Below are 21126 nucleotides of genomic sequence, written 5' to 3' on the forward strand. Positions count from 1 at the left end.
CCGCCGCACCTCGCGCCGCGGCCGAGGTGCGCGTCCTCACGCTGCACCTGCGCCCGGCGCCCGCGCCGGGCGCCGCCCCCGCAGACACCGCGCGCACGCCGCGCCGCAGAGACGGCGACGCCCCCGCACCCGGGCGGGGTGCGGGGGCGTCGGAAATCGACGGGCGCGTGGAGGTCTTCGGCTCCTGCCGCGTCGACGGGCGCGTGCACGCCTTCGTCGCCTGCCTCGACGGCGGGCGCCTCGACGTGCTGCGCGTCGGCTGAGAGTCAGTCGCGCGTGGCCGGGCCCTCGGTCTTGGCGGCGGGCTCGGCCGGGTCCGACTCGGTGGCGCCGGACTGGGCCTCCTGCTGCTCGAACTGCTTGCGCAGCAGGAACAGCTGGCGGACGGTCTCCTCCTTGATCGCGTCGTTCATCGCGTTGAAGAGGTCACCGCCCTCCTTCTGGTACTCGACCAGCGGGTCGCGCTGCGCCATCGCGCGCAGGCCGATGCCCTCCTTGAGGTAGTCCATCTCGTAGAGGTGCTCACGCCACTTCTGGTCGATGACCGGCAGCAGCACCATCCGCTCGACGGCGCGCATGCGGCCCTCGCCGCCGAGCTCCTCGACCTTGGCCTCCAGCGAGTCGTACTGGGCGTTGACGTCGGCCAGCACGGCCTCGCGCAGCTGCTCGGCGGTCAGCTCGCCGGCCGGGCCGTACTCGTCGCCGTCGATGAGGCTGCGGTAGCTCATCGTCGGCCCGTAGAGGGACTCCAGGGCGTGCCACAGGCTGTCCAGGTCCCAGTCCTCGACGAAGCCGGTGGCCGTGGCACCGTCGACGTAGGCGGAGACGGTCTCGTCGATCATCTTGCGGATGTAGGTCGAGATGTCCGCGGCCTCGAGCACCTCGTTGCGCTCGCGGTAGATGACCTTGCGCTGCTCGTTGAGCACCTCGTCGTACTTCAGGACGTTCTTGCGCATCTCGAAGTTCTGGTTCTCCACCTGCGCCTGGGCGCCCTTGATGGAGTTGGAGACCATCTTCGCCTCGATCGGCACGTCGTCCGGGACGTTGAGGCGGTTCATCATGTTCTCCATGGCCTGGCCGGCGAAGCGGACCATCAGGTCATCGCGCATGGACAGGTAGAAGCGGGTCTCGCCCGGGTCACCCTGGCGTCCCGAGCGGCCGCGCAGCTGGTTGTCGATGCGGCGCGACTCGTGGCGCTCGGTGCCCAACACGTAGAGGCCGCCGGCCTCGCGCACCTTGTCGCCGAGCTTCTTGGAGCGCTCCTGGGCGGCGGGCAGCTCCGCGTCCCAGGCCTCCTGGTAGGCTTCCTCGTCCTCGACGGGGTCCAGCCCGCGCTCGCGCAGCTTGATGTCGAGCAGGATGTCCGGGTTGCCGCCGAGCACGATGTCGGTGCCGCGGCCGGCCATGTTGGTGGCCACGGTGACGTTGCCGGGCAGGCCGGCCTGGGCGACGATCTGCGCCTCCTGCTCGTGGAACTTCGCGTTGAGCACGTTGTGGCGGATGCCGCGGTGCTGCAGCAGCTGCGAGAGGTACTCGGAGCGCTCGACGGAGGTGGTGCCCACCAGGACCGGCTGGCCGGCTTCCTGGCGCTCGGCGATGTCGTCGGCGACGGCGGCGAACTTGGCCTCCTGCGTCTTGTAGACGCGATCGGAGTGGTCGACTCGCTGCTTCGGCTTGTTGGTGGGCACCTTGACCACGTTGAGCTTGTAGATCTGGTTGAGCTCGGCGGCCTCGGTCTCGGCGGTGCCGGTCATGCCGGCCAGCTTGTCGTAGAGGCGGAAGTAGTTCTGGAGGGTCACGGTGGCCAGGGTCTGGTTCTCGTTCTTGATCTCCACCCCCTCCTTGGCCTCGATGGCCTGGTGCATGCCCTCGTTGTAGCGGCGGCCGGCCAGGATGCGCCCGGTGAAGCTGTCGACGATGAGCACCTCGCCGTTGCGGACGATGTAGTCCTTGTCGCGCTCGAAGAGCTCCTTGGCCTTCAGCGCGTTGTTGAGGTAGCTGACCAGCTGGGAGTTCTCGGGGGCGTAGAGGTTGTCGATGCCGAGCTGGTCCTCGACGAACTCGACGCCGGCCTCGAGAACTCCGACGGTGCGCTTGCGGCGGTCCACCTCGTAGTGGACGTCGAGCTGCATGCGCGGGGCCAGCTGGGCGAAGACGGTGTAGTACTGCGAGGAGCCCTCGGCCGGACCGGAGATGATCAGCGGGGTGCGAGCCTCGTCGATGAGGATCGAGTCGACCTCGTCGACGATGGCGTAGTGGTGGCCGCGCTGCACGCAGTCGTCGAGGCTGCGCACCATGTTGTCGCGCAGGTAGTCGAAGCCGAGCTCGTTGTTGGTGCCGTAGGTGATGTCGGAGTCGTAGGCCGCCTTGCGGGCCTTGCGGTCCAGGTCCGGCAGGATCACGCCGACGGACAGACCCAGCCAGCGGTGCACACGGCCCATCCACTCGGCGTCGCGCTTGGCCAGGTAGTCGTTGACGGTGACCACGTGCACGCCCTTGCCCTCGAGAGCGTTGAGGTAGACCGGCAGCACCGAGGTCAGGGTCTTGCCCTCACCGGTGGCCATCTCGGCGACGTTGCCGAAGTGCAGGGCCGCGCCGCCCATGATCTGGACGTGGTAGTGCTTCTGCCCGAGCACGCGCCAGGAGGCCTCGCGGGCGGTGGCGAAGGCCTCGAGGAAGATGTCGTCGAGGCTCTCGCCGTCGGCCACGCGACGCTTGAACTCGTCGGTCTTGGCCTTGAGCTCGTCGTCGCTGAGGGCGGCGTACTCGTCCTCGAGGGCGACGACGTCGTCCGCGATCTTCGACAGGCGCTTCACTGTCCGGCCTTCGCCGGCGCGCAGAAGCTTGGACAGTCCAAACACGTCTACAGGTCCTTCGTTACATGGAATCTTCCGTTGTGCGCTCCAACATTGTACGCACGCGGCGGCGCGAGCCCTTCCGCGTCCGCCGAGTCTAACGGCCGGCCTGCCCGCGCACACAACGGGCGGCTGTGGGTTTCATGCACGGCAGGGGTGAAATTGACGACGCCGCATCCGTCGCGCGCCCCGGCGCCGCCGCGGCCGGGGCGGCGTGATCCGGAGCGGGGACGCACGAGGGCCGTGGCCCGCCACGGTGGGCGGGCCCCGGCCCTCGGGGCGCTCGGCGCGGTGCCGGCGGGCGCCCGGCGGCGCCGCGCGGGGTCACCGCGCCGGGTGACTCACTCCTCCTCGGTGAGGGTGATCAGGCCGTAGTCGAAGGCGTGGCGGCGGTACACCACGGACGGCCGGTTGTCCTCGGAGTTGACGAAGAGGAAGAAGTCGTGGCCGACGAGCTCCATCTCGCTGAGCGCGTCGTCGACGGTCATCGGGTTGGCCGGGTGCTCCTTGGTGCGCACCACGCGGCCGGGCAGGATCTCCTCGACCTCGTCGGCGTACGGGTCGACGTCGTACTTGCCGTGCTGCTCCTTGGCCTTGTTCGCCTCGGCGACGAGGTCGGCCGCGATCTGGCCGGTGCCCTTCGGGGCGCGGTGGCCGGACTGGGCGATGGAGCGACGCGCCTTGACCTTGCGCAGGGAGCGCTCCATCTTCGCCAGGGCGGTCTCGAGGGCGGCGTAGAAGCTGTCCTCCTTGGCCTCGGCGCGGGCGATGTGGCCCTTACCGGTCGCCGTGATCTGGATGCGATCGCACTCGGCCTCCCGCCGCGGGTTGGGCTCGTACTGCAGCTCAACGTGGAAGAAAGTCAGGGTGGGATCGAGACGCTCGATCTTGGCGAGCTTGGAGTTGACCCGTTCCGCGAAGTGCTCGGGCACCTCTACGTTGCGCCCGGTGATGGTCACCTGGGCGTCGGGGCCGAGAGCCTCGGTGGTGTTCTCGGCGCTGTCAGCAGAGTTCGACATCTGCTTTCCTCCCTCAGAATAGGCGGGACTGTAGGTCACCTCCCATGCTACCTTTGACGCGCGCAACAGTGTCCGGGCCCTCTCCCCCACGGCGGCCCCGTCCAGGAGCAATGCGGGCACATTCACACATCTTTCGGGCCCGACCACCCCCTACGGAGGGTGGCCCCCGGTCCACCCCTCCGCCCCCGGTGCCGCCTACGCCGCCGCGAAGGCCAGTGCCCCGCGCACCTGCGCCCCGGCGAAGGTCAGCTTCGCGCAGGCCGCCGCGAGTGTGGCCCCGGTGGTCACCACGTCGTCGACGAGCACCAGCTCGCCGGCCGGCACCGGCCCGCGCAGGCGCACCCTGCCCGCGAGGTTCGCCCGACGAGCCGCAGGTGACAGGCCCACCGAGTCGCGCACCCCGCGGGCATGGGAGAGCACCGCGGCGGTGGGCAGCCCCGTGGCCCGGCAGGCGTCGGTGACCGGGTCGCCGCCGCGCAGGCGGGCCGAGCGGGCGGCCGTGGGCGCGGGCACCAGCACCGGGTGCTCGCCGACCTCGCCGCGGGCCGTCAGCGTGGCCACCGCGGCGGCGAGCACCGCGCCGACCCAGCGGCGCACGGTGCGGTCGCCGCGCTCCTTCATCGCCAGGATCACCGAGCGGCGCGTCTCCGAGTAGGGCCCGAGCGCCCAGACCGGCACCCCGGACTCCACCCGCGGGGAGACCCGCTGCGGCGGGGCTGCCAGCTCGGTGCGGCAGCGCGCGCAGAGCACCTCGCCCGGCGCGCCGCAGCCGGCGCAGCGCCGCGGCAGTAGGAGCTCCAGTTCCGGCAGCATGGTCCCCCCTCGGTCCCCGGCAGCGGGCGCCGGCCCGCCGTCCCCTCTGCCCGCGGAACCTACCGCAGCGGCGGCGTCAGTGCGCGACGACCGGGGCGGAGCGCACGCCCTGCAGGCCGGGCACCTCGCGCCAGAAGGCGCTGTCGGAGGTGCCGTTGGCGGGCAGCTGGCGCATGGCCAGGGCGTCGGTGAGGTAGAGCGTGTTCTGCCCGGAGGCGACGGCCACCACGGGCGCGGTGACGTTGCCGGAGGGCAGCGAGACCAGCGAGGAGCCGTCCTGCTCGACGCGCCACAGCGGCGACTCGGCCGAGGAGGTGCCCACCACCAGCGAGCCGTCGGCCTGCCAGTCGAGGGAGACGGCCGTGCCGTCGAGCTGCGCGGCGATCTCGGTGACGTTGACCACGCTGCGCTCGCCGTTGGGGCGCTGCGCGACGACGCCGAGGTAGACGCGGCCGTCGACGATCATGGCCACGCGCACGCCGGTGCGCGACAGCTGCAGCACGGAGATCTCCTCGTCGGCGCTGTCGGTCTCGCCGAGGCCGTCGACGCGCACGGAGGTGCGCGCCACCGCGCCGGTGGAGTTCGAGCGCACCAGGCGCACCACGTCGTCGCCGTCGACGACGGTCCACGCGCCGGCGGCCTCGGGCTCGATGGTCGGCCGGGTCAGCGTCTGGCCGGTCAGCTGGCGGGTCAGCCCGTTCTCGGTGCCGCCCATCCACAGCTCGTTGGTGTTGCCGCGGCGGCGCACCACGGCGGCGACGTCCTCGACGGAGACGTCCGCCGAGGCGATGTCGCCGGCCGTGCCCAGCTCGCCGGGCACCGGGTCGGCGCCGGCGCCGGAGACCTTCAGCAGGTTGCCGTCGGAGAGCGCGTAGAGCGGGGCGACGGCCGCCGACCCGATCTCCGGGTTGAAGGCGGCGAAGTCGTCGGTCGTCAGCTCGCGGTAGCCCTCGGCCAGCGGGGCGCCGTCGGCCTCGATGGTGTACGGGCCGGGGATGTCGGCCTCGGCGAGCGTCCAGACCAGCTGGGCGGCAAAGGCGATGCGCTGCTCCGGGCTCATCGAGCCCATGCCGGCGAAGCGGTAGACGCCGTCCTCGGTGCCCAGGAAGCTGGCCTCCTCGGGCAGGTCGTGGCGCACGCCGGGCTCGAGGCCGGAGGCCGGGCCCTGCACGAGCAGGTTGATCAGGGCGGCGTCCTGGGCGCGCTCGCCGGAGTAGACCCAGCGGCGGTCGCCGACGAGCACGCGCCCGGCGGGGTCGAAGAAGAAGATGCGGTGCGGCTCGTAGTTGTTGCGCAGCTCGGTGCGCTCGAAGACGACGCCGTCGGGCAGCGCCGTGATTCGCCACTGGCCGTCGTCCTGACGGCGCAGCGTCACGCTGGCCTCGTAGGTGCCGTTGTCCGGGCTGTAGGCGCCGTCGGAGTCGAGCCGGCCGATGACGGTGCCGCGCACGTCGAAGGTGCGCTCGTCGGCGTTGGCGCCGGCCTGGGTGTTGATGTCGATGCGGTCGACCACCAGCGTGGACTCCTGCGGGGTCCAGCGCTGGGCGACGCCGCCGGCCAGGTAGCCGCGCGCAGCCTGGTAGTCCTGCGTCGGGCGGGCAGCTGCGGTGTAGAACTCGCGCAGCAGCAGGTCCGGCTCCTGGTCCGGGGTGGGCCCGAGGTCCTGTTCGGTGCGCTCGTTGGGCGCGAAGGGGCGCAGCGCGTTCGGCTCGGAGTTGCGCGGCAGCGAGCTGCACGAGGCGAGCATGACCGCGCAGGTCACCACGGCCACCGCGGCGCGCAGTCGGGTTCGGCGGTTTCGCACTCAGTCCTCCTCGTCGCTTTCCGCGGCCCCGTCACCCGGCGTCTCCGGTTCCGTTCCCCCGGGCGCGGGGGCGTCTTCCGGGTCAACGGTGCGCTCGGCGCGCTCCTCGGCGGTCGGCGCGGCCGCCTGCGTGGCAGGCGCCGCGGGCGCCTGGGCGCCCGACGGTGCGGGAAGTGCGACGGTGCCCGACGCGGCGTCGTCAATCTCCCCGGGCTCCCCGTCGGATCCGGGGGCGCGCAGCGGCAGCGGTTCCTCGGTGTACTCGGCCATCGGGGTCAGCGGCAGCACGAGGCGGAACTGGGAGCCCACACCCTCGGTACCGGCGGCGTCGATGTGCCCGCCGTGCAGGTGGGCGTCCTCCTGGGCGATGGCCAGGCCGAGGCCGGTGCCGCCGGAGTGGCGCACGCGCGAGGGGTCGGCGCGCCAGAAGCGGTTGAACACGAGCTCCTCCTGGCCCTCCTTCAGGCCCACACCGTGGTCGGTGACGGTGACGGCGAGCGCCTCGTCGTTGGCGGCCCAGTTGATCTCGACCGGCTGGGACTCGGAGTGGTCGACGGCGTTGGCCAGGAGGTTGCGCAGGATGCGCTCGACACGGCGGGAGTCGCCGGTCACCCGCAGCGGCTCGGCGGGGCCGCGCAGGCGGATCTCGGTGCCGACCTGCTCGGCGATGGGCTCGACCTGGCGGACGGCCTCGTCGACGCTCATGCGGATGTCGAAGAGGGACTCGTTGAGGTCGGCCACGCCGGCGTCGTGGCGCGAGATCTCCAGCAGGTCGGAGAGCAGGTCCTCGAAGCGGTCGAGCTCGCTGGTCAAAAGCTCCGAGGCCCGCTTGGTCGCCGGGTTGAACTCGTCGTTGTGCATGGCGATCATGTCGGCGGCCATGCGCACGGTGGTCAGTGGGGTGCGCAGCTCGTGGGAGACGTCCGAGGTGAACTGGCGCTGCAGGTCGCCGTACTCCTTGAGCTGGCTGATCTGCTTGGACAGCGACTCGGCCATGGAGTTGAAGCTCATGGCCAGGCGCGCCATCTCGTCCTCGCCCTCGACTGACATGCGCTCGCGCAGGTGGCCGGCGGCCAGGCGCTCGGCGATGCGGCTGGCCGAGCGCACCGGGGTGATCACCTGCTGGGCCAGCAGCCACGCGATGCCGACGAGCAGGACGATGAGCACCACGGCAGCCGCGGAGATCAGCCCGCGCATCAGCGCCATGGTCTCCTGGTCGTTCTCCATGCTCATCACCAGGTAGACCTGCAGACCCGGGATGTCGGAGTCGGTGGGCGTGCCGATGACCAGCGCCGAGTAGGTCGAGCCGTCGGTGCGGTTGACCTCGGTGAACTGGTACGAGATCTGGTTCTGGTCTACGTAGTAGCGCAGCCGCTCCGGGATGCGGTAGCCCTCCGGAGAGGTGGTCACGGTGCCGTCCTGATTGGCCACGAGCAGCACCGGCTCGTAGAGGGCGGCCGGCTCGTCCTGGGAGGCGCGGTTGGTCAGCGCGGCGCGCGCGGAGTTCAGCCGCGACTGCACCGAGCTGCTCGCGCCGGTGGCCGAGATCTGCTCCTCGACGGCGAGGCGGGCGCGGTCGATGTCCGAGTTGGCCGTGTCGATCTTCGCGTCGACGAGCTGCTGGGTGACCACGGAGACCATGGACAGGCCAAGGACGATCATCACCACGGTCGTGGCCACCACGATGGAGCCGATGACGCGGACCTGCAGCGAGGTGCGCCACGACTCGGCGACCGTGGCGCGCAGGGAGGCGAGTTTCTCCCGCAAGAGGCGCTACTCCCCCACGCCGCCGGTCTTGTAGCCCACACCCCGCACAGTCAGCACGATCTGCGGGTTCTCCGGGTCCTTCTCGATCTTCGAGCGCAGCCGCTGGACGTGCACGTTGACCAGGCGGGTGTCCGAGACGTGGCGGTAGCCCCAGACCTTCTCCAGCAGCTCCTCGCGCGAGAAGACCTCGGTGGGGCGCCGTGCCATCTCGACGAGCAGGTCGAACTCGAGCGGGGTCAGGTTGATCTCCCGCTCACCGCGGCGCACGGTGTGGCGCGGGACGTCGATGACCAGGTCGCCGACCTCGATGGACTCGGAGGGGTGGTCGTCGCTGCGGCGCAGGCGCGCGCGGATGCGCGCGATGAGCTCCTGCGGCTTGAACGGCTTGGTGATGTAGTCGTCCGCGCCGGTCTCGAGACCGAGGACCACGTCGACGGTGTCCGTCTTCGCGGTGAGCATGACGATCGGCACGGTGGAGGTCTCGCGGATCGCCCGGCAGATGTCGATGCCGTTGATGCCCGGGAGCATCAGGTCGAGCAGGATCAGGTCCGGGTCCTCGCGCTCGAAGGCGGGCACGGCCTCGGAGCCGTCCATGACGGCCACGGGGTCGAAGCCCTCGCCCTCGAGCACGAGCGTGAGCATCTCGGAGATGGCCGGGTCGTCATCGACGACGAGGATCTTCGGCACGGTGAGCCACTCCCTGCTGTCTGGAGCCGCCGGCGGGCCTTCTCGGGTCCGCCGGTGCGGCGCGCGGATAAGTCTTTAGTCTTTCTCTGACAGATCCGCGCCGCCGGGTGCGTGGTCAGGCCAGGCCAGCGGCGGCGAGGATCTTCGCCGGATCCGACGTTACCAGCCAGGGCCCGCCCCACCGGCGATCGGCGAGGCGCAGGTAGGCCTGCCACGTGCGCTCCTGCAGCCCGGAGTCGCGCTCGTAGCGGTCCCGGGTGCGCGAGGCGTCGGCGGCCTCCCGGCCGCGGGCGCGCTCGGCGGCGGTGGCCGGGTCGGTGTCGAGCAGGACGGTCAGGTCCGGCCGCGGCAGGCCGAGGCGGGAGAACTCGAGCTCCTCGACCCAGTCGACCGCGGCCTCGTCGCCGGTGCGCGCCCAGGAGTAGGCGGCGTTGGAGGCGACGTAGCGGTCGCAGATGAGCACGCCGCGCCCGGCGGCCGCGTCCGGCGCGGCCGGGGCGCCGGCGCTTGCCGACGCCGCGCGGAGCCGGTCACCGGCGCCGTGGCGGTCCAGGGCGAACAGCGTGGCCATCGCGTAGGCGGAGTCGGTCAGGTCTCCCATCCGCCCGTGCAGGGCCTCGGCGGCCAGCTGGGCGTGGACGGACTCCGCGTAGCGGGGGAAGGCGAGCACGTCCGCGCCGGTGGCCTCGACCAGCCCGCGCACGAGCGTGTTCTTGCCGGCCCCGTCGAGGCCCTCGACTGCGATCAGCATCTGCCCGGTCTCCTCCGCGGACTCAGTAGCGGTAGTGCTCGGGCTTGAACGGGCCGGCGACGTCGACGCCGATGTACTCGGCCTGCTCCTTGGTCAGCTCGGTCAGCTCGCCGCCGAGGGCCTCGACGTGGATGCGCGCGACCTTCTCGTCGAGGATCTTCGGCAGGCGGTACACCTCGTTGTCGTAGTCGTCCGGGTGGGTGAACAGCTCGATCTGGGCGATCGTCTGGTCGGCGAAGGAGTTCGACATCACGAAGCTGGGGTGGCCGGTGGCGTTGCCCAGGTTGAGCAGGCGGCCCATGGACAGCACAATGATCGCGCGCCCGTTGGGCAGGTGGAACTCGTCGACCTGCGGCTTGATGCTGGTGCGGGTGACGTCGTCGCGGTGGATCAGGCTGGCCATGTCGATCTCGTTGTCGAAGTGGCCGATGTTGCCCAGCACCGCGTGGTCCTTCATCTTGAGCATGTCGTCGAAGGAGATGATGCCCAGGTTGCCGGTGGCGGTGATGACGATGTCGGCCTCGGCGATGGCGTCCTCGACGGTGACCACGGGGAAGCCCTCCATCAGGGCCTGCAGAGCGTTGATCGGGTCGGCCTCGGTGACCTTCACGCGCGCGCCCTGGCCCTTCATGGCCTCCGCGCAGCCCTTGCCCACGTCGCCGTAGCCGCAGATGAGCACGTTCTTGCCGCCGATGAGCATGTCGGTGGCGCGGTTGATGCCGTCGATGAGGCTGTGGCGGGTGCCGTACTTGTTGTCGAACTTGCTCTTGGTGACGGCGTCGTTGACGTTCATCGCCGGGAAGGGCAGCAGGTTCTCCTGTGCGAAGTGGTAGAGGCGGTGGACACCGGTGGTGGTCTCCTCGGTGACACCGCGGATCTCGGCGGCGGCCCGGCGCCAGCGCTCGTTGTCCTGCTCCAGGGCGCCGCGCAGCATGTCCTTGAAGGCGATCTCCTCGTCGGAGTCGGTGGCGTCGGCCGGCGGCACGGCGCCGGCCTGCTCGAACTCGACGCCCTTGATCACGGCCATGGTCGCGTCGCCGCCGTCGTCGAGAATCATGTTCGGCTCCACGCCGTCACCCCAGGTGAAGACGTTGAGCAGGCAGTCCCAGTACTCCTCGAGGGTCTCGCCCTTCCAGGCGAAGACGGGCGCGCCCTGCGGGTCCTCGGGGGTGCCCTCGCCGACGACGACGGCGGCGGCCGCGGCGTCGTCGGTGGAGAAGATGTTGCAGGAGGCCCAGCGGACCTCGGCGCCGAGCTCGAGGAGGGTCTCGATGAGCACGGCGGTCTGCACGGTCATGTGGATCGAACCGGCGATCCGGGCGCCGGCGAGCGGCTTCTCCTGGCCGTACTCCTCGCGCAGGGCCATCAGGCCGGGCATCTCGTGCTCGGCCAGGCGGATCTGGTGGCGGCCGGCCTCGGCGAGCGAGATGTCGGCGATCTTGTAGTCACTGACCGTGGTCATCAGGCGGTTCAACTCCTCGGGGTTCGTTCGGGGTATTCAGACTTCCCCCAACCATAACCCCGCCCCGGGCCGCCCGCCCGTGCCCGACGTGCCGCGGGTCAGCGGATCAGCTGAGCGCCTCAATGAAGACCTCGAGGTCCTCCTCTACCTCGGCGGCCTCGAGCACCGCGCCGGCGGCCTCGGAGAGCTCCTCGGAGTCGGTGCCGATCAGGCGGCGGATGAAGGGGTGCTCGTCGGCGATCGCACCGGCGGAGAACGGCGCGCCGGCCCAGATGGCGGCGACGGTGGCCGCGGCTTGGCCGTTGATGATCTCCTCCTCGGAGGCCTCCTCGGACTCCGCGAGCACGCAGGCGTCGCGGACGGCCTCGACGACCTCGTCGTCGTCGAGGTCGTTCAAGTCATCGAGAAACTCCTCGTTGACGTCGTCTCCGAGAATCTTCACGTCCCAGGCACCCATGAGGCCCACCTCTCCGGTCGATGCCCGCCGGGAAGGCGCAAGCATAGCGTCAACCCCTTGCCCCGACGGCGATTTCTGATATGTTCGTTATCACGTTGTGACCTTAGGCGGTCGCAATAGAACCCGGAGCGTCGGGCGGCGCACCGCCGCCGGGGGCTCGAGGCCCTGTACATGGCCTGTTATACCTGGAGACAATGGGAAGCGAAAGTGGTGCGTCTGTGAGAGGCGAGACGAAGAAGGTGATCACCTTCATCGGACTGGGCATCGTCGCCGCCTTGGCCGTCGGTCTACTCGTCTGGCAGTTCAACACGCCGTTCTCCAGCAGCTCTGCCGAATCCGGCTACTGCACCACCAACGGGCACCTGACCGCCGCCAGCGAGGAGGTCCGCGACCGCGACGAGGAGGAGCCCGTCGAGCACGAGTCCGGCGCGGACACCGAGGGCGGCCAGACCACACACGCCGAGGCCGAGCACCAACCCGTCGCGCCGGCCGACGACCCGCTCCTGCCGCCGCACGCAGTCTCCCCGGACCGCGGCGCCCAGGCCTCCGCGCCGACGCGCTACTACCGTCCCACCAACGTCGGCGAGCCCACCCGCACGACGCAGGGCGGCGAGGCGACCACCGCCGCGGAGCCGACCCCCGGCAGCTCCGCCCCCTCGACGTCGCAGCCGGCCACGCCCACCCCGTCGGCCGAGCTGACCCCGGGTGCGGGGCAGACCGAGGACGACATGGGTATCCACCGCACCGAGGCGCCCCAGCCGACCGGCGAGACCTCCGGGCGCGGCGGCCTGCCGGAGCCGGTGCCGTCCCTGGCGGTGCCGACCACGGGCCTGGACTCGATGGACTTCCCCCGCATCGACGAGTGGTCCCTGCCCCCGCGGGGCTGACCACTCCCCCGACCGGGACATGACGAAGGGCGCGGCCGAAAGCCGCGCCCTTTCTGCTGCGCAGTCGCGCCGCCGCCGGAAGCGCCCTAGCAGCGCACCCAGACCAGCTGGCCGGGGCCGGTGACGGTGACCTCCGGGTCCTCGGCGGCCAGCCACAGCGCGTCGCCGGCGCTGAGCTTCTTGTCCGCGACCTCGAGATGGCCGTTGGTGCACAGCAGGATCGACGGGGCGTCCTGGTCGATGCGCCAGCCGTCGGCCGGCGGGTGGCCGACGGTGATGACGAAGTCGGGCACCGGCACCGGGTAGTTCACGGAGCCGGCCGGGCCCTCCTGGCTCGGCACCGGCACCACGCGCGGGTCGGCCAGCGGGGTGAAGTCGAGGACGCGCACCAGCTCGGGCACGTCGACGTACTTCGAGGTCAGCCCGCCGCGCAGGACGTTGTCGGAGTTGGCCTGGATCTCCACGCCCATGCCCTGCACGTAGGCGTGCAGCTGCCCGGCGTCGAGGTAGATCGCCTCGCCGGGGCGCAGGGTGACGTGGTTGAGCAGCAGGGCACCGAGCACCCCGACGTCGCCGGGGTAGCGCTGGTTGAGGTCAACGACGGTGCGCAGCACGTCGGCGATCCAGTCGTCCCGCCGTGCGCGCACCCGCGCCTTGGCGACGATCGCGTCGATCAGCTCGCGGCGCGTCTCGCCGGGGATGGTGATCCAGGTGGTGAACAGGCCGCGCAGGTCGGTCTCGCCGTCCGGGCCCGGGTCGAGCATGGTCAGGTAGCGGTCGCACTCGGGGCAGTCGAGCTCGGCGAAGAGCTCGCGGGTGGCCTCGACGGGGCGGAAGCCGGCCATGGCGCGGAACTCGGTCAGCGCGATCATGATCTCGGGCTTGTGGTGCGCGTCGCGGTAGTTGCGGTTGGGCGCGTCGATGGGCACCCCGGCCTCGTTCTCGCGGGCGAAGCCGGCCTCGGCCTGCTCCGGCGAGGGGTGGGCCTGCAGCGAGAGCGGCTGGTCGGCGGCGAGGATCTTGACCAGGAAGGGCAGCTGGCCGTCGTGGGCGTCGGCCACGCGCGCGCCGAGCGCGGCGCGCGGGTCGGCGGCCACCACGGCGTCGAGAAGCTCCCCCGAACCGGCGAGCTCGGACGGGGAGGCGGGGTGCGCGCCGTACCAGAGCTCGGCCTCGGGGCGCTCGGAGGGCGCCTGCCGGCCGCACAGCGCGGGCAGCAGCGTGCGCGAACCCCACGGGTACGCACGGATGGTTCCGTTGAGCAGATCCATTGTGTACTCGATTACCTCCGGTGGAACGCGGTGGCGGCGAAACCGCGGGTGATCAGGCGCAGAGCGCGCGCCGCCGGGCCCGTGGCCGCGTCCTCGGGCGCGTCCTGGGCGATGGAGTCGGGCAGGCCGGACTCTTTGGCCGCCCATACGACGACCCTCAAAGGTATCACCCCGTCGTCGCCGTCGATCAGCGGGTCGTGGAAGATGTCGCGCACCGGCGCGGTGGCGGCCAGCTCGGCCGGCCCTGTCACGCCCGAGTAGACGCCGCGCGAGGACCACAGCGCGGCGACCACGCCGGCGACGGCGCGGCCGGTCCGGTCCAGGCCGGTGTGCATCACGCGGTGGCCCTCGACGGCGGCGGCCAGGTTGCGGGCGGGGTTGACCACCTCGTCGCGCTCAGGCACGAGCGACTGCAGCTCCTCGTCGACGAGGTCGGCGGTCATCGACAGCGCCTCGGTCACGGGCGCGGCGTCGCGGTGTAGCAGCTCGAGAGCGGTGTGCACGGTGCCGAAGGCGCGGGCCGGAGAGTCGCCCGAGGCGCCGGCCGGCGGCTCGAGCACCACGGCGGAGTCCGGGGCGTCCTCGATCAGGGGCCCGTCGGCGGGACCGGCCAGGACGATCGGGCAGCCGCGGCGCGCGGCGACGGCGCAGGCCTCCTCGAGGGCGACGCCGGCCTCCGCGTCGGGTTCGCCGAGCACGACGACGAGGTCGAGCGGGCCGGCGTAGGCCGGCAGCCCGCGGGTGACCACGACGGGCACCCGCAGCGGGGCGTGCAGGTCCGCGGCCGCGCCCGCACAGCGGGCGGCCAGCTCGTCGGCGGCGACCACGATGACGCTGCGCGGATCGAGTCCGCGCAGGTCAACGCGGTGGGCGAGGGTGACCAAAGTGCGCACCTGCGCCCCCTCGTAGGCGGCAGGCAGAAACAGCCGCGACTCGTCCGCGGCCGGGCCCTGGAGATTCATGGCCCCCAGGATAGCGGCGCCGATTGACAGTACGGTGGGAGAAACCGTGGTGCCGGCTGGTGAAATCAGCCGCGCACGATACCGAGGATCTCCTCGACGACCGCGTCCACCTCGTCCTTCGTCGGCGCCTCGACGTTGAGGCGCAGCAGCGGCTCGGTGTTGCTGGCGCGCAGGTTGAACCAGGCCTTGGAGTCCTTCAGGTCCACGGTCACCCCGTCGAGGCGGTCGACGCTCTCGGTGCGGTCGGCGAAGGCCTCAAGCACCTTGGCGGTGGCGGCGGCCTGGTCCTCGACGGTGGAGTTGATCTCGCCGCTGGCGGCGTAGCGGTTGTACTTCTTCATCAGCTCAGACAGCGGCTTGTCCTGCTCGCCGAGCGCCTTGAGCACGTGCAGCGCGGCCAGCAGGCCGGAGTCGGCGTTGAAGAACTCGGTGAAGTAGTAGTGCGCGGAGTGCTCGCCGCCGAAGACCGCGTTCTTCTCCGCCATGGTGGCCTTGATGTAGGAGTGGCCCACGCGCGTGCGCACGGGCGTGCCGCCGTTGGCCTCGACCAGCTCGGCCACGGAGCGCGAGGTGATCAGGTTGTGGATGATCGTGGCACCCGGGTGCTCGGCCAGGTAGTTCTCCGCGATGACGGCGCAGATCGCCGAGGGCGAGACGGCCTCGCCGCGCTCGTCGACGACGAAGCAACGGTCGGCGTCGCCGTCGAAGGCCAGGCCGATGTCGGCGCCCTGCTCGACGACGAAGCGGCGCAGGTCCTCGAGGTTCTTCGGGTCCAGCGGGTTGGCCTCATGGTTGGGGAAGGTGCCGTCGAGCTCGAAGTAGAGGTCGCGCACGTCCAGCTCGGCGCGGTCGAGCACGGCCGGAACGGTCAGCCCGCCCATGCCGTTGGCGGCGTCGACGGCGACGGTGAGCTTGCGGATGCCGTCGAGGTCGACCAGCCCGTTGAGGAAGGCGGAGTAGTCGGCCAGCACGTCGCGCTCGGTGATCGTCCCGGCCTCGCCGTCGAAGGCGGGCACGCCGTTGATGAGGTCCTCGGTGATCACGGCCAGGCCGGAGTCCTGGCTGACCGGGCGCGCGCCGGCGCGGCAGAGCTTGATGCCGTTGTAGCGGGCCGGGTTGTGGCTGGCGGTGAACATCGCGCCGGCGCAGTTCAGCGAGCCGGAGGCGAAGTAGAGCTCGTCGGTGGAGGTCAGCCCGAGGAGGATGACGTCGACTCCCTGGGAGGTAGCGCCCTCGGCGAAGGCGCGGGAGAGCTCCGGGGAGGACGGGCGCATGTCGCGGCCGACGGCCAGGGTGATCTCGCCCTCCCCGCGCAGGATGCGGGCGTAGGAGGCTCCGACGTCGCGGACGAAGTCCTCGTCGATGTCCTCGCCGACGACCCCGCGGACGTCGTAGGCCTTGATCACGGAGGTGACCGCGTCGCGTGTGCGCATCTGCTGCCTTCTTCCTGCTCGCCCGGGCCCACGGTTACCGGCCCGGCTGACGGTGTCGCGCCCCGCGCGGCGCGGGGCAGTGCTGGTGGGAGATGTTACGGCAGTGATGCGACGGGGACTAACTCCGCTTTCCGACGTCCCGTCGCACGCCGTCGGCGTGCTTGTGCGGGTTCGTGCGGGTTAGCGCTGCTCGTCACCCTCGGCGGAGTTCTCCTCCGGGTCGGGCACGACGTGCAGGTGGGCGCGGCGGCGGGTCTTCTCGGCGGCCACGCGGCGCGAGCGGTGCACCGGGTGGTTGGAGGTGACCGGGTCGAGCGAGGAGTCGTCGGTGTCGCTCGGGTCCTGCGGGGCGACGAGTCCGCTGGTGACCTGGCCGGCCTCGCGGACGGCCTCGGCCAGGGCGGTGATGTCCTCGTCCTCGTCGATCTCGATGTCCTTGACGTGGAGCATCTCCCAGCCGAGCGGGGCGGTGAGGTTGTCCGCGTGGCGGGCGCACAGGTCCCAGCTGTGCGGCTCGGCGGTGGGCGCGAGCGGGCCGACCACGGCGGTGGACTCGGCGTAGGCGTAGGTCAGCGTGGCCACGGCGGGTCGGCCGCAGCCGGGGCGGGAACAACGTCGGAACTCACTCACGCCGTCAAAGTCTAGACCTGTGGTCGAGATTCCGACACCCGTGGCGTGGGTCCCCGGCCCGTGGGCGGGGCCGGGCTACCGTTGTGACCATGCGTATGAGGGTGCACCGCGACCGTCGCGGACGAGGCGCGCGGGGACCGCTGCTGCCCGCCGGTGTTCCGGCCCACCGCACGCGGCGGCGGCGCTTCGACGTCGCCGTACTGGCGGCCTACGCCCCGCTCGCCGCCCAGTACCCCGACGAGCTGTCGGGTCTCGACGTCGCGGTGGACACCGTGCCGCGGATGCGGCTGCGCGCGGACATGACCGTGCTGCCTGACGAGATCGTCGCCGACGGCCCGGTGCCGCTGGGCCGCGTGATCCCGGCGGGCGTGGACTCCACGGGCTCGCCCACACGGGCGCGCATCGTCATCTTCCGGATGCCCGTCGAGGAGCGCTGCTCGACGCCGGCGCAGCGCCAGGAGCTGCTCACGGTGGTGCTCACCGCACTGGTGGCCAACTACCTGAACCTGGACCCGCGCGACATCGACCCGAACTTCCCCTGGTAACACCCGGGACCCCTCCCCCGGGCATGCGGGCATGAAAAAACCGGCCTCGAGGGCCGGATGAGCGCGCGCGGACTCGCCCGCGGGTACCGCGGGGGACCACCGTCAGCCGATGTCACGCTTGAGGCGGCGGCGCTCACGGTCGGAGAGGCCGCCCCAGATGCCGAAGCGCTCGTCGTTCTCGAGGGCGAACTCGAGGCACTCGTCGCGCACGGCGCACGCCTGACAGATCCTCTTCGCCTCTCGCGTGGAGCCGCCCTTCTCGGGGAAGAAGGCCTCCGGGTCCGTCTGGGCGCACAGTGCCTGGTCCTGCCACTCCTGCTCGACCGCACCGAAGAGGTCGTCGAGGTTGAGGCGGGCGGCCGAGCCGCGGTGGAATGTGGCGTCGTCTGCCATGTTCTCCACGCCACCATCCCTTCTGCCGTTGACGTCTTTGATGTGAAAGGTGCTTACACCGATGAAATTCAACACGGATCACAAGATGTCGTCAACCTGAATGTGGCGGTTTTGGGGAGCATTTCCCGAAACCGCACGTCGACCACCACAGAATTCACACGAGTCACACACTCGCCCCACGGGGGTGGGATTCCGGGGGTAGCACATGTAGTGGTAGGCCAAATACCTGGCAACTACCCCGGCCGCGACACAGGTCACAGGCAGGTTCGGCGGCCTAGCCCGGCGGACGCCCGGAGGGGCCGCGACACGCCGGGCCGGTCTCCCGGCGCCGCGTCGGCGGCCCGGTGCCAGTGCCCCGATGCCGGGGCCCGCCACGGCTGCTAGGCGTCCGGGGAGAAGCGCACACCCGAATCCGGGATGACCACGCCGGGCCACACGCGCATGCCGCCGCGCAGCTCGCAGCGCGCGCCGATCTGCGCACCGTCGCCGATGACGCAGCCGCTGAGGCGGGCGTTGGCGCCGATGCGCGCGCCCGAGGCGATGATGGAGTCCTCCACCACCGCGCCCGGCTCAATGGTCGCGCCGTCGAAGACGACCGAGTCGTCGAGGCGGCAGCCCGCGCCGATCTCTGTGCCGCGACCCACCGCGGTGCCGCCGAGCAGGATCACGCCGTCGCGCACGCCGGCGGACTCGTCGACGTAGGACTCGCCGGTGCTGCCGCGCAAGAGCGGCGAGGGCGCGATGCCGCGGACCAGGTCCGAGGAGCCGCGCACGAAGTCGTCCGGGCGGCCCATGTCGCGCCAGTAGCTGGAGTCGACGTGGCCGAAGACGCTCCGGTCCTCCTCCAGCAGCTGCGGGAAGGTCTCGCGCTCGACGGAGACCACGCGCCCGGCGGGGATCTCGGCGATCACGTCGCGGCGGAAGACGTAGCAGCCGGCGTTGACCTGGTTGGTCGGCGGATCCTCGGTCTTCTCGAGGAACTCGAGCACCCGCCCGTCCGGGCCGGTGGGCACACAGCCGAAGGCGCGCGGGTCGCTCACACGCACCAGGTGCAGCGTGACGTCGGCCTCGTTGCGCTCGTGGGTGTCCAGCAGCGCGCCGAGGTCGTTGCCGGAGAGGATGTCTCCGTTGAAGACCATCACCGTGTCGTGGCGCAGCTTCTCGTAGACGTTGCGGATGCCGCCGCCGGTGCCCAGCGCCTGCTCCTCGACGACGTACTCGATCTCGAGCCCGAAGTCGGAGCCGTCGCCGAAGTAGCTCTCGAAGACCTCCGCCTTGTAGGAGGTGCCCAGCACCACGTGGGTCATGCCGGCGTCGCGGATGCGGGCCAGCAGGTGCTGCAGGAAGGGGAAGCCGGCGGTCGGCAGCATCGGCTTCGGGGTGTTGACCGTCAACGGGCGCAGACGGGTGCCCTTGCCTCCGACGAGGATGACGGCGTCCGTGTTCTCGGGATGCGGCATGAAAACAGTCTCTTTCATTTCCGTGTCGTGTCGGTCAGGCGCGCCGCGGCCGTGGCGACGCGCCGGCGCACCGCGAGCCCGGCGCGCAGGGCCAGCCGCAGCGGGGCCTGCACCGGTCCCGGGTGGCGGTCGGCCAGGTAGGCGTAGGCGCTGTGGTGGTGCGCCGCGGAGGTGACCGTGCGGTGCGCGTTGGCCGCGTGGCCCTGGTCGTGGACCACGCCCGCGTCCACGCACAGCACCGAGGTCCAGCCGGCGCGCGCCAGCCGGTCGCCGAGGTCGACGTCCTCCAGGTACATGAAGTAACGCTCGTCGAAGCCGCCGATCTGCTCGAAGGCCGTACGGCGCAACAGCAGGCAGGACCCGGAGAGCCAGCCGGCGGCCCGCTCCCGGGACATGTCGCGGCCCGCGCGGTAGGCGCGGGTGAACGGGTTGTCCGGCCAGATCCCGGCGAGCACGGCGTGCCCGGCCCCGTGGACCAGGTCCGGCAGCTCGCGGGCCGAGGGGTAGACCTCGCCCGACGGGTCGTGGATGAGCGGGCCGACCGCGCCGGCGTCCGGGTGGCGGCGGGCGCACTCGATCATCGCGTCGATCGCGCCGGACTCGAAGACGACGTCCGGGTTGACCACCACGAGGAACTCGTCGTCCACCCCGGCCTCCCCGGCCTCCCCGGCACCGTCTCCCAGGTGCCGCCAGGCGGCGTTGATCGCCGCGCCGTAGCCGATGTTTCCCCCGGTGTCGAGGAACTCGACGTCGTCGCGGGCGGCGGCCTCGGCCTGCGGGACCCCGTCGGTGCTGCCGTTGTCGGCGAGCACCGTGCGGGTGCCCCGGACCGTGGCTTCGGGCAGCGACTCGAGGAGCGCGCGCAGATGACGCCCCGGCGAGTAGGTCACGGTGATCACGGGTACCGGGGCGTGAGCGTTGTCGTTCACGGTCTTCAGAGTCTAGCGGCCACCGCCCGGGCGACCCCGGTCCGCCACTCCGGCAGCTCCAGGTCAGCGGCGAGCACCGACCAGCGCGGCCGCTTCGCCTTGGTGGGGTAACCGGCCGTGTCCACCGGCGAGACCCGCTCCGGGTCGAAGCCGGCCGCCGCAAAGACCTCGCGGGCGAGCAGGTGCCAGCTCGTCCAGCCGGCCCCCACACCGTGCAGCACGCGCCCGGCGGCGGGGCGCACGCCGGCCGTACCCGACGCGGCCCCGTCGCCGTCGAGCACGAGCCGCCACAGCGCGCGGGCCAGGTCGGGCGCGTACGTCGGGCTGCCGAACTGGTCGTCGACCACCTTCGGGTCCACTCCCCTGCGCGCCAGGCGCAGCATCGTGGAGACGAAGTCCCTGTGCTCCGGCAGCGTGTCGCCCGAGTAGACCCACGCGGTGCGTACGACCGTCGTGGCCGGGCAAGCCGCCAGCGCGGCGCGCTCCCCGGCCAGCTTCGTGCGCCCGTAGATCGTCTCCGGGCTCGTGGGGTCCCCGGGCAGCAACGGCCGGGCGCCCGCGGGCACCGCGGCGCCGGGACCGGCGACGCCGCCGGGCGCGGCGTCGTCAAGCACGGGGCGGGAAACGACCACGTCCGCATGCGCGGCGTCGTCAAGTACGGCGTCGCCGAAGACGTAGTCGGTGGACACGTGCACCAGGCGCGCGCCCACGTCGGCGCAGCGGCGGGCAATGAGCCCGGGCGCGGTGGCATTGGCGGCCTCGGCCAGCGTGCGCCCCGGCTCCTCCTCGGCGCCGTCGACGTCGGTGAACGCCGCGCAGTTGAGCACCACGTCCGCCGCCTCGAGCACGGGCGAGGCGGCGACGGCGGCGGTGTCGGTGACGTCGAGGAGCGAGCGGTCCGCCCAGACGACGTCGCCGTCGAGCCCCGGCGGACAGGTCAGCGCGAGGCTGCGGCCCAGCTGACCGCGCGCGCCGGTGACGACGACTCTCATGGGCGGAGG

The 21126-nt window shown here is 71.6% G+C and carries 20 protein-coding genes; 3 read left to right on the forward strand and 17 right to left on the reverse strand.

The genetic code is table 11. The features are described from left to right. A partial coding sequence (locus QQA02_RS09870) for a hypothetical protein (protein ID WP_284864203.1) occupies window positions 1–263 on the forward strand: 263 nt, incomplete at its 5' end. Between the two features lie 3 nt (window positions 264–266). Here the strand turns inward: QQA02_RS09870 and secA are convergent. From secA to QQA02_RS09915, 9 genes are all read right to left on the reverse strand, one after another. Next, window positions 267–2861 carry a preprotein translocase subunit SecA gene (secA, locus tag QQA02_RS09875; protein ID WP_284775595.1) on the reverse strand — a complete coding sequence of 865 codons (2595 nt, stop codon included), beginning with the start codon at window positions 2859–2861 and terminating at the stop codon, window positions 267–269. 335 nt (window positions 2862–3196) lie between these two features. Beyond that, window positions 3197–3874 carry a ribosome hibernation-promoting factor, HPF/YfiA family gene (gene hpf, locus QQA02_RS09880; protein WP_284775594.1) on the reverse strand — a complete coding sequence of 226 codons (678 nt, stop codon included), beginning with the start codon at window positions 3872–3874 and terminating at the stop codon, window positions 3197–3199. A 195-nt stretch (window positions 3875–4069) separates the two neighbouring features. Next, a complete protein-coding gene (locus QQA02_RS09885) occupies window positions 4070–4687 on the reverse strand; it encodes a ComF family protein (RefSeq protein ID WP_284775593.1) in 618 nt (205 codons plus the stop codon). A gap of 76 nt (window positions 4688–4763) precedes the next feature. Then, window positions 4764–6491, reverse strand: a complete 1728-nt coding sequence (lpqB, locus tag QQA02_RS09890) for an MtrAB system accessory lipoprotein LpqB (protein ID WP_284775592.1) — start codon at window positions 6489–6491, stop codon at window positions 4764–4766. Next, window positions 6492–8237: an MtrAB system histidine kinase MtrB gene (mtrB, locus tag QQA02_RS09895; RefSeq protein WP_423777794.1), complete on the reverse strand. Its 1746-nt coding sequence runs from the start codon at window positions 8235–8237 to the stop codon at window positions 6492–6494. A gap of 27 nt (window positions 8238–8264) precedes the next feature. Then, window positions 8265–8945, reverse strand: coding sequence for an MtrAB system response regulator MtrA (gene mtrA / locus QQA02_RS09900; RefSeq protein WP_284775589.1), 681 nt, complete (start codon window positions 8943–8945; stop codon window positions 8265–8267). 115 nt (window positions 8946–9060) lie between these two features. After that, window positions 9061–9696, reverse strand: coding sequence for a dTMP kinase (locus QQA02_RS09905; protein ID WP_284775585.1), 636 nt, complete (start codon window positions 9694–9696; stop codon window positions 9061–9063). Between the two features lie 22 nt (window positions 9697–9718). Continuing rightward, on the reverse strand, window positions 9719–11158 hold the full coding sequence (ahcY, locus tag QQA02_RS09910) for an adenosylhomocysteinase (protein ID WP_284775583.1): 1440 nt from the start codon (window positions 11156–11158) through the stop codon (window positions 9719–9721). Window positions 11159–11264: 106 nt separating this feature from the next. Then, the gene (locus QQA02_RS09915) at window positions 11265–11615 is read right to left on the reverse strand and encodes a hypothetical protein (RefSeq protein WP_284775581.1); all 351 of its coding nucleotides are present in this window, start codon (window positions 11613–11615) and stop codon (window positions 11265–11267) included. A 218-nt stretch (window positions 11616–11833) separates the two neighbouring features. On the opposite strand from QQA02_RS09915, the gene QQA02_RS09920 reads away from it, so the two are divergent. Further along, complete coding sequence (locus QQA02_RS09920; RefSeq protein ID WP_284775578.1) at window positions 11834–12502, forward strand: hypothetical protein; 669 nt, start codon at window positions 11834–11836, stop codon at window positions 12500–12502. Between the two features lie 86 nt (window positions 12503–12588). On the opposite strand, the gene manA is transcribed toward QQA02_RS09920, so the two are convergent. From manA to QQA02_RS09940, 4 genes are all read right to left on the reverse strand, one after another. Further along, window positions 12589–13773 carry a mannose-6-phosphate isomerase, class I gene (gene manA / locus QQA02_RS09925; RefSeq protein ID WP_284775576.1) on the reverse strand — a complete coding sequence of 395 codons (1185 nt, stop codon included), beginning with the start codon at window positions 13771–13773 and terminating at the stop codon, window positions 12589–12591. Between the two features lie 11 nt (window positions 13774–13784). Further along, window positions 13785–14735 (reverse strand): hypothetical protein, encoded by a 951-nt coding sequence (locus QQA02_RS09930; protein WP_284775575.1) that lies wholly within the window; start codon window positions 14733–14735, stop codon window positions 13785–13787. A 65-nt stretch (window positions 14736–14800) separates the two neighbouring features. Beyond that, on the reverse strand, window positions 14801–16168 hold the full coding sequence (locus QQA02_RS09935) for a phosphomannomutase/phosphoglucomutase (protein WP_284775571.1): 1368 nt from the start codon (window positions 16166–16168) through the stop codon (window positions 14801–14803). Window positions 16169–16348: 180 nt separating this feature from the next. Beyond that, window positions 16349–16798 carry a DUF3499 domain-containing protein gene (locus QQA02_RS09940; RefSeq protein ID WP_284775569.1) on the reverse strand — a complete coding sequence of 150 codons (450 nt, stop codon included), beginning with the start codon at window positions 16796–16798 and terminating at the stop codon, window positions 16349–16351. Between the two features lie 89 nt (window positions 16799–16887). On the opposite strand from QQA02_RS09940, the gene QQA02_RS09945 reads away from it, so the two are divergent. Then, entirely contained in the window at window positions 16888–17343 is a 456-nt protein-coding gene (locus tag QQA02_RS09945) for a metallopeptidase family protein (protein WP_284775567.1), read from the forward strand. A gap of 102 nt (window positions 17344–17445) precedes the next feature. On the opposite strand, the gene QQA02_RS09950 is transcribed toward QQA02_RS09945, so the two are convergent. From QQA02_RS09950 to QQA02_RS09965, 4 genes are all read right to left on the reverse strand, one after another. Then, window positions 17446–17736 carry a WhiB family transcriptional regulator gene (locus QQA02_RS09950; protein WP_211272344.1) on the reverse strand — a complete coding sequence of 97 codons (291 nt, stop codon included), beginning with the start codon at window positions 17734–17736 and terminating at the stop codon, window positions 17446–17448. A gap of 380 nt (window positions 17737–18116) precedes the next feature. Continuing rightward, on the reverse strand, window positions 18117–19196 hold the full coding sequence (gene manB / locus QQA02_RS09955; protein ID WP_284775565.1) for a mannose-1-phosphate guanylyltransferase: 1080 nt from the start codon (window positions 19194–19196) through the stop codon (window positions 18117–18119). Window positions 19197–19210: 14 nt separating this feature from the next. Further along, window positions 19211–20134 (reverse strand): glycosyltransferase family 2 protein, encoded by a 924-nt coding sequence (locus QQA02_RS09960; RefSeq protein WP_423777793.1) that lies wholly within the window; start codon window positions 20132–20134, stop codon window positions 19211–19213. Beyond that, entirely contained in the window at window positions 20131–21117 is a 987-nt protein-coding gene (locus QQA02_RS09965) for an SDR family oxidoreductase (RefSeq protein WP_284775560.1), read from the reverse strand. Before QQA02_RS09965 ends, QQA02_RS09960 begins: the two co-directional genes overlap by 4 nt. Window positions 21118–21126: the final 9 nt, after the last annotated feature.

Origin of the sequence: Corynebacterium sp. MSK006 (assembly GCF_030232385.1) — a bacterium.
Lineage (GTDB): Bacteria > Actinomycetota > Actinomycetes > Mycobacteriales > Mycobacteriaceae > Corynebacterium > Corynebacterium frankenforstense_A.

Bases quoted from the DNA above. Each gene is read 5' to 3' on its own strand.
- QQA02_RS09935 (WP_284775571.1), bottom strand. From the start codon at position 16,168: ATGCGCACACGCGACGCGGTCACCTCCGTGATCAAGGCCTACGACGTC.
- QQA02_RS09965 (WP_284775560.1), bottom strand. From the start codon at position 21,117: ATGAGAGTCGTCGTCACCGGCGCGCGCGGTCAGCTGGGCCGCAGCCTC.
- hpf (WP_284775594.1), bottom strand. From the start codon at position 3,874: ATGTCGAACTCTGCTGACAGCGCCGAGAACACCACCGAGGCTCTCGGC.
- manA (WP_284775576.1), bottom strand. From the start codon at position 13,773: ATGGATCTGCTCAACGGAACCATCCGTGCGTACCCGTGGGGTTCGCGC.
- QQA02_RS09930 (WP_284775575.1), bottom strand. From the start codon at position 14,735: ATGAATCTCCAGGGCCCGGCCGCGGACGAGTCGCGGCTGTTTCTGCCT.
- QQA02_RS09945 (WP_284775567.1), top strand. From the start codon at position 16,888: ATGCGTATGAGGGTGCACCGCGACCGTCGCGGACGAGGCGCGCGGGGA.
- QQA02_RS09905 (WP_284775585.1), bottom strand. From the start codon at position 9,696: ATGCTGATCGCAGTCGAGGGCCTCGACGGGGCCGGCAAGAACACGCTC.
- manB (WP_284775565.1), bottom strand. From the start codon at position 19,196: ATGCCGCATCCCGAGAACACGGACGCCGTCATCCTCGTCGGAGGCAAG.
- ahcY (WP_284775583.1), bottom strand. From the start codon at position 11,158: ATGACCACGGTCAGTGACTACAAGATCGCCGACATCTCGCTCGCCGAG.
- QQA02_RS09950 (WP_211272344.1), bottom strand. From the start codon at position 17,736: ATGGCAGACGACGCCACATTCCACCGCGGCTCGGCCGCCCGCCTCAAC.
- QQA02_RS09885 (WP_284775593.1), bottom strand. From the start codon at position 4,687: ATGCTGCCGGAACTGGAGCTCCTACTGCCGCGGCGCTGCGCCGGCTGC.
- QQA02_RS09915 (WP_284775581.1), bottom strand. From the start codon at position 11,615: ATGGGTGCCTGGGACGTGAAGATTCTCGGAGACGACGTCAACGAGGAG.